This window comes from uncultured Porphyromonas sp., assembly GCF_905372525.1.
Lineage (GTDB): Bacteria > Bacteroidota > Bacteroidia > Bacteroidales > Porphyromonadaceae > Porphyromonas.
In genome coordinates, this window is record NZ_CAJPPN010000065.1 from 1 (window position 1) to 7,555 (window position 7,555).

Consider the following 7,555-nt stretch of genomic DNA (forward strand, 5'->3'; position numbering starts at 1 on the left):
GGTTAGGAGCTCGGAGAGGTTGGGGAAGGCAGAGAAGGTCGGGTAGGACGGAGATGCGAGGTGGGGACATCTGTATCCTAGGCGTGGATACCCTCAGTGCATAGCTACTACCTAGGAGGGTGAAGTGTACACGCAGGTATACAACAGTGTACACGTGGGTATACTATAGTGTACACACGTGTACACTACCTCGCTCTAAGTATGCCCGCTGAAGGTCTCTCGTCTGCACCTCTCTCGAGGCAAATACTTGAGGTACTCCATTGTATACAGAGGATACGGAGATACCTCCCTCTTGGTGATGAAATAGTATGTTCGATGAGGAAATGGGTAGAGAACACCCGAAGAGATCATGCATTAGCCCTGCTCGGATGGAGGCTTTTGTAGGTGTGAAGGAAGAGGGGGATATACGTTTGACCTATTAGGTATACGTTTGTATTGAGTGCAGACTTTCGACGAGCAGGCATCCTCTGGGAGCTCAAGGCTTGTCCCCTATATTTATATTTATTCGGTAGACTTCCCGGATAACCATCAGACCTCCCCTTGAAGGAGTCAAAGGGGGGGGCTATACTTGTTCGGTAGCCTTCCCGGATGACCATCAGGCCTCCCCTTTGGAGGAGTCCAAGGGGGGTCTATACTTGTTCGGTAGCCTTCCCGGATGACCATCAAGCCTCCCCATGAAGGAGTCAAAGGGGTGGCCTATATTTGTTCGATAGCCTTCTCGGATGATTATCAAACTTCCCCATGAAGGAGTCAAAGGGGTGGTCTATACTTGTTCGGTAGCCTTCCCGGATAACCATCAAGCCTCCCCTTGAAGGAGTCAAAAGGGGGTGGTCTATACTTGTTCGGTAGACTTCCCGGATGATCATCAAGTCACCCCTTGAAGGAGTCAAAAGGGGTAGCCTATATTCGTTCGGGGGGGACTCTCCGGATGACCGTTAGGAGAGGTGCCGTAGGGTACCTCGGCGGGCCTTCGTCGAAGCTGTAGAACGATCCATATATACTGAGAGAAGAGATAGAGAATATGAGAGCATTAGTCATCGGAGCAACGGGTGCCGTGGGACGAGACCTCGTGGCACAGCTCCTCGATCATCCCGCCTTCACCGAGGTACGTGTCTTCGTGCGTCGTGCTATGGGGATAGAGCACCCCAAGCTACGTACCTATATTGTAGACTTTGCCCAGCCAGCGAGTTGGGCTGAGGAGGTCAAGGGAGATGTCGCCTTCAGTTGCCTCGGTACGACACGGCAGGCTGCGGGAAGTAGGGAAGCACAGTACGTCGTAGACCACGACTACCAAGCGAGCTTTGCACGCAGTGCCCGTCAGGGAGGTGTCTCGACCCTAGTCCTAGTGTCAGCTGTGGGTGCCTCGGCTCGCTCCTCGGCCTTCTACCTTAGGATGAAGGGGGAGCTGGAGGAGGCTGTTGGGCAGCTGGGCTTCGAGCGTCTGATCATCGTCCGTCCGCCCCTACTCCTACGGCAGGGTTCGGATCGTCCCCTGGAGGTATGGGCGGGGCGTGTGCTCCGTCTGGCGAACCGCTTTGGCCTCCTTCGGCGACAGACTCCGATAGCGACGGCGCAGGTCGCCAGACGGATGATCGCCCTTGCCCTAGAGTGCCCAGTAGGGCTCCATGTCCTAGAGGGGCCTGAGCTCCAGGAACGTCCTCGGCACTAGCTGTGCTCCAGAGGGGGGGCTGGGAGCTCGGGATAGGTAGCTGTGTGACTGCTCTATTTAGGCTATCTTTGTAGGACGGAGGGGGATGATCAGAGAGCCTTAGCCCGCAGCGTCTCCCCTCTCAGGTATGTACTAAATAACAGTAAGCAATACAGCTATCAATGACGCCTCCATACCCCAAGTATCACCTAGCGGAGTATCCCCATCAGTTCCGTACGCGCTACCCCAACAAGCCCTTGCTCCGCTACTACAGCCGCAAGAGTGAGAAGTGGGTGAAGCTCAACGGGGAGCAGGTGGCCGACCGTTGCCTTGCCGCCGCCAAGGGGCTCGCCTACCTACAGACGAAGGTGGGCGATCGGATCGGTATCTATTCGCCCAATACAGTGCAGGGGCTCTGCACCGAGCTGGGTATCTTCATGATGCGTGGCGTCTCTGTACCCCTCTACGCAACGAACACCCCCGATCAGGTCGCCTTCTCGGTGGAGGATGCTGGGGTGGAGACGATGTTTGTCGGGGGGCAGTTTCAGTACAACAACGCCTACGAAGTCCAGCAGCGTAGCCAGTGCCTGCGTCGGCTGATCATCATCGACCCCGAGGTCGTCTTGGCCGAGGGAGATACGACCTCGATGTACTACGAGGAGTTCATCCGCCGTGGAGACTCAGTGACCTATGAGAACAAGGCCAATGTCACCTCCAGCCAAGCTCTAGCGACAGACCTGGCAGTCATCATCTACACCTCGGGCACCTCGGGACAGAGCAAGGGGGTGATGCTACACCACAGCAACTTCATCGAGCAGGTCTATGCTCATCAGCTGAAGTACCCCTTCATCTCGCCCCGAGATATATCGATGTGCTTCCTGCCCCTCAATCATATCTTCGAGAAGGCCTGGACCTACCTCTGTCTGAGTATGGGGTGCTCCATCGCTATCCTGAGCGACCCGAAGAAGATCCTCAATGCCCTACCCATGGTGCGCCCGACGATGATGAGCAACGTCCCCCGCTTCTGGGAAAAGGTCTACATCGGGGTACAGGACAAGATAGACCAAGCACCCGCCCCCATACGTGGGATCATGCGGCATGCGATCCGTGTGGGTGATCGCTACTTCTTCGACTACGTCAACGAGGGGAAGCGTCCCCCACTCCTACTGAGCCTCGCCTACAAGGTCTATGACCACACGCTCTTTGCCAAGGTCAAGAAGACCCTCGGGCTCCAGCGTGGTCGCTTCTTCCCGACGGCTGGTGCGGCCATCTCGCCCGAGATCTACCGCTTCCTGCGCTCGATCAATGTACCGATGGTCGTCGGCTACGGCCTCTCGGAGACGACTGCTACGGTCAGCTCCTGCCCCTTGGTGGGCTTCGACCTGCAGTCTATAGGTACGATCATGCCCGCCCTAAGCGTGCGGATAGACCCCGAGACGAGCGAGATCCAGCTCAAAGGGCCGACCGTCACCACGGGCTACTACAATAATCCTCAGGCTAACGCAGAGGCCTTCACCGCCGATGGCTACTTCCGTACGGGGGATGCAGGGCGGATGCAGGGGGATGTCCTCTACTTCACGGAGCGGATCAAGGATCTCTTCAAGACCGCCAACGGGAAGTATATCGCCCCCCAGATGCTTGAGGGGCTACTGACTGTAGACCCCATCATCGAGCAGGTAGCGATCATCGGCGATGGCTACAAGTTCGTCAGCGCCCTGATCTACCCCAACTGGGAGGTGGTGCGCCGCGAGGCTAAGCAGCGTGGAGTCAATGCCGAGCTCAGCGAGGCCGAGCTGGCTCAGTCACACGAGGTCCATCGCCTAGTGACGACCCACATCGAGCAGGCCCTTTGTGGCGTGGCACAGTACGAGAAGGTCAAGCGCTTCGTCCTACTCACCGAGCCCTTCTCCATCGAGAAGGGCGAGCTGACCACCACCCTCAAGATCCGCCGCAAGGTCGTCAATGAGCACTACGCCACCGAGATCGCTGAGATGTACAAGGAATAACCACATAAACGAACAACGAAAATACAAGACAGCAGAGATGAACTATTGGTTTGAATGTAAGGTCTCCTATGAGCGTCAGGCCGACAATATGGGACTGAAGAAGGTCTCCGAGAGTTACTTGGTCGATGCCCTGAGCTTCACCGAAGCCGAGAAGCGGATCATCGAGGAGGTGAGCCCGCTCGTATCCATGGGGGAGCTGGAGGTCGTCAATATCCGCCGTGCACGTATCGCCGAGCTCTTCCTCGAAGGGGCTCCCGAGGCCGACCGCTATTACCGAGCCAAGGTGAACTTCATCACCATCGACGAGAAGAGTGGCTCTGAGAAGAAGACCTCGGCTACGATGATCGTCAAGTCAGATAGCCTCCCGAATGCCGTCACCGAGCTCTCGGCACAGCTAGATGGTCAGATGGCGACCTACGAGATCGCTTCGATCACCGATACGCAGATCCTAGACGTGTATCAGTATGTCGCCCCTGCCAAGTGAGGTGATCGCCTCTCGCCTAGAGTCTATCCGAGCAGGCTTGCCTAGCTCGGCTCGGCTCGTGGCGGTATCGAAGTTTCACCCAGCCGACTACGTCGTCAGTGCCTACGAGGCTGGCCAGCGTCTCTTCGGAGAGAGTAGGGTGCAGGAGCTAGTGGGCAAGTGGGAGAGACTCCACGAGGCTTATCCCGACATCGTCTGGCACTTCATCGGCCCGCTACAGACCAACAAGGTGAAGTACATCGCTCCCTTCATCTCGGTGATAGAGAGTGTGACCAGTGAGCGTCTCCTACGGGAGATCTGCCGGCAGGCACAGCGGGTAGGACGTACGATACCCGTCCTGCTAGAGCTCCATGTGGCTCAGGAGGAGACGAAGAGTGGCTTCACCCGCCCGGAGCTCCTCGAGCTCCTAGGCAGGATACATGCAGCCCCCACCGAGTGGCAGGGGATCGAGCTCCGGGGACTCATGGCTATGGCCAGCAATGTTCCCGATGAGGATCAGGTCGCTCGGGAGTTTGCAGAGGTACGTACGACCTTTGAGTCCCTACGTACCTCGGGCTTGCTCCTACAGCCCGAGAGCTTCACCGAGCTCTCTATGGGAATGAGTGGGGACTACCAGATCGCCCTCTCGCAGGGATCGACCCTAGTGAGGATAGGCTCCGCGATCTTCGGGGAGCGTCTCTAGGCAGGGAGGTACCCCACGAGACAGGATATTATAAGAATAGCAAGATAATACAATGAGATATTGGCTAAAGGCTCTGAGCCTGGCCCTCGGGATACTCTCCGCTGTCCCCACGATGGCGCAGCAGAAGGAGACACAGAGGCGAGGAGACAAGAACAAGTACAGCTATATGCAGGCCCTCGACGTGCTCGGCACCTCTATGGCTCTGCTGGAGCGTCACTTCGTAGACTCGGTGGACCTCAAGCGTCTCAGCCGCATCGGGCTGACTAGTATGCTTGAGAGCCTAGACCCCTATACGGAGTATTACTCGTCAGAGGACAACGACAAGCTCAAGATCATGACCACTGGGGAGTATGCGGGTATCGGCTCGGTCATCTCCCAGCGCCCCGATAGCACCGTCGTCATCAACGATCCTATGGAGGGTATGCCCGCTGCTCTGGCAGGCCTACGAGCCGGAGACGTGATCCTAGAGGTCGATGGCAAGGACTTCCGTCGCTCGACCTCCGAGGACGTCAGTGCAGCCCTCAAGGGGACACCAGGCAGCAAGATCAGCATCCTCATCCAGCGTCCAGGGGAGGCTAAGCCTCGGCTGATCGAGTTCCGCAGACAGAAGATCCAGGTCAATCCCGTCCCCTACTACGGTGTCCTCGGCAAGGACTGTGGCTATATCTCCCTCACGAGCTTCCCCAACACGGCTGCCGCCGAGGTCAAGAAAGCCTTCCTCCAGCTCAAGGACAAGGAGCACATCAAGAGCCTCATCCTTGACCTCCGGGACAATGGCGGGGGACTCATCGACGAGGCGATCAAGATCGTGAACTTCTTCGTCCCAGCAGGGGAGGTCGTCGTGACAACCAAGGGGCGTGAGGGACGTGGGCAGAACGCTATCTACCGTACGACCGACAAGCCCCTAGACACCGAGATCCCCCTAGTGGTGCTGATCAACGCCCAGTCCGCCTCCTCCTCCGAGATCGTCAGTGGGGCACTACAGGATATGGATAGGGCCGTCGTCCTCGGGGTAAAGAGCTACGGCAAGGGGCTCGTACAGACCACCATGTCCCTGCCCTACGACGGCACGCTCAAGCTCACCACAGCCAAGTACTACATCCCCAGTGGGCGCTGTATCCAGCGTATCGACTACCAGTCGCTCCGTGAGGGGAGAGGGGCTACGATCCTCCCCGATAGCCTCACCCATATCTTCCACACCCGAGCTGGTCGTGAGGTGCGGGATGCTGGGGGGATCCTCCCCGACGTAGCGATCGCTCAGGATACGATCCCCACGATGCTGATGTACCTGCGCTACAACCATCATGCCTTCGACTGGATCACCGACTATGTACGTACCCACAAGTCGATCGCTTCGCCTCGAGACTTCCACCTCACGGATGCCGACTATGCGAGCTTCTCGCGGTGGATGATCGACAAGAAGTTCGACTACGACCGGCAGAGCAGCAAGGAGCTCTCCAAGCTCGAGGAGATAGCTAAGTTCGAGGGCTACTACAGCAAGGGTAAGGAAGCCTTTGAGCGACTCAAGGCCCTCCTTGTCCCCGACCTCGAGCACGACCTACAGTATCACCGCCCCCAGATAGAGCAGTATCTGACGGCAGCTATCCTCACCCGCTACTACTACAATAGGGGTGCGCTGGAGCGGAGCATACGTGAGGACAAGACCGTAGAGGCTGCCCGTACACTACTAGAGGATACGGCTCGCTACCGTAGCCTCCTCACCCCAAAGAAGTCTGCTGATATGGCTGCGAAGCCCGTACAGTAGAGCATCGGTGTAGATGAAGAAGATCTTCTGCCCTAAGTGTGATACAGCTATCCCCTTGAGCCGTGAGCACCTCTCTAAGCTCATCGCCCAGGGGGAGGAGCGTATCTCTCTGGTCTGTCCCCAGTGTGCGCACCAGCTCAACCTACGCCTTCGTCTCCCCCAGGGGCAGACGAAGGTGGCGAAGCAGTCTCGCCCTGACAGACCCTCTGTGGGACACCTCGTTGTCCTAGAGAATGTCTTCGGCTACAAGCAGCTCTTCCCGCTCTTCCTCGGGGACAATCATATCGGCCGGCGCAATCGGGATACCCAGACAGATATACCCGTTATCACAGCTGACCCGAGTATGGACAGACACCATGCCTGTATCCGAGTCACCGAGGGCAAGACGGGACGTCTACGCTACGCTCTCTCCGATGACGATAGCCGTGTAGGTACCTTCGTCGGGGGACGTATCCTAGAGCCACGAGAATGGTGCTACCTCGAGCCCGGAGACGTCATTACCCTAGGGGCTACAAGCATTATCTTCAGTGATGAGCCCCTGAGCGAAGACCTCGCCCTAGAGTAGACACGTCTCTCATAGACTTCTATAGAGATAAGGACAGCCAGCCCATTACCTTGGGTTGGCTGTCCTCTTTGTATATCTCCGTTATACGTGTTGGCGGAGGGTGGGGTGCGCCCAGATGTCGTGTGGCTCTAGGGTGTAGAGGCTATAGGAGTGGAGGGAAATATACGTGTGGGGTAGGGGATGAGACCAGATCCGACGCTTGATCTCGCTCGCACACTCCTGCCTTTGGATCTTTGGGGGTATTATTTTATATCCCAGAGAGCCTTAGCCCATCACTAGAGATCCTAGGCATTATCCCCAAGGAATAGACATACAAGCGAGCCCTACAAAGGATATAGTTAGAGCGATGTTGTATACACGCGTGTATACAGTTGTGTACACGTGGGTATACAGTTGTGTACACAC

The 7,555-nt window shown here is 57.1% G+C and carries 6 protein-coding genes; all 6 read left to right on the forward strand.

Annotated features, from left to right (window positions below; translation table 11 throughout):
- The first annotated feature begins 1,021 nt into the window (after window positions 1-1,021).
- The 6 genes from QZ170_RS08895 (at window position 1,022) to QZ170_RS08920 (ending at window position 7,150) form a co-directional block, all read left to right on the forward strand.
- Window positions 1,022-1,669, forward strand: a complete 648-nt coding sequence (locus QZ170_RS08895; protein WP_297180110.1) for an NAD(P)H-binding protein — start codon at window positions 1,022-1,024, stop codon at window positions 1,667-1,669.
- 161 nt (window positions 1,670-1,830) lie between these two features.
- Window positions 1,831-3,654, forward strand: coding sequence for a long-chain fatty acid--CoA ligase (locus QZ170_RS08900; RefSeq protein ID WP_297180113.1), 1,824 nt, complete (start codon window positions 1,831-1,833; stop codon window positions 3,652-3,654).
- Window positions 3,655-3,691: 37 nt separating this feature from the next.
- On the forward strand, window positions 3,692-4,138 hold the full coding sequence (locus QZ170_RS08905; RefSeq protein WP_297180116.1) for a DUF4494 domain-containing protein: 447 nt from the start codon (window positions 3,692-3,694) through the stop codon (window positions 4,136-4,138).
- A complete protein-coding gene (locus tag QZ170_RS08910; RefSeq protein WP_297180119.1) occupies window positions 4,119-4,820 on the forward strand; it encodes a YggS family pyridoxal phosphate-dependent enzyme in 702 nt (233 codons plus the stop codon). Before QZ170_RS08905 ends, QZ170_RS08910 begins: the two co-directional genes overlap by 20 nt.
- 52 nt (window positions 4,821-4,872) lie before the next feature.
- Window positions 4,873-6,585 carry a S41 family peptidase gene (locus tag QZ170_RS08915; RefSeq protein WP_297180122.1) on the forward strand — a complete coding sequence of 571 codons (1,713 nt, stop codon included), beginning with the start codon at window positions 4,873-4,875 and terminating at the stop codon, window positions 6,583-6,585.
- A 13-nt stretch (window positions 6,586-6,598) separates the two neighbouring features.
- On the forward strand, window positions 6,599-7,150 hold the full coding sequence (locus QZ170_RS08920) for an FHA domain-containing protein (protein WP_297180124.1): 552 nt from the start codon (window positions 6,599-6,601) through the stop codon (window positions 7,148-7,150).
- The last annotated feature ends 405 nt before the right edge of the window (window positions 7,151-7,555 follow it).

Excerpts from the sequence above, each read along its gene's own strand:
- QZ170_RS08905 (WP_297180116.1), top strand. The coding sequence starts at position 3,692 with ATGAACTATTGGTTTGAATGTAAGGTCTCCTATGAGCGTCAGGCCGAC.
- QZ170_RS08900 (WP_297180113.1), top strand. The coding sequence starts at position 1,831 with ATGACGCCTCCATACCCCAAGTATCACCTAGCGGAGTATCCCCATCAG.
- QZ170_RS08920 (WP_297180124.1), top strand. The coding sequence starts at position 6,599 with ATGAAGAAGATCTTCTGCCCTAAGTGTGATACAGCTATCCCCTTGAGC.
- QZ170_RS08915 (WP_297180122.1), top strand. The coding sequence starts at position 4,873 with ATGAGATATTGGCTAAAGGCTCTGAGCCTGGCCCTCGGGATACTCTCC.
- QZ170_RS08910 (WP_297180119.1), top strand. The coding sequence starts at position 4,119 with ATGTCGCCCCTGCCAAGTGAGGTGATCGCCTCTCGCCTAGAGTCTATC.
- QZ170_RS08895 (WP_297180110.1), top strand. The coding sequence starts at position 1,022 with ATGAGAGCATTAGTCATCGGAGCAACGGGTGCCGTGGGACGAGACCTC.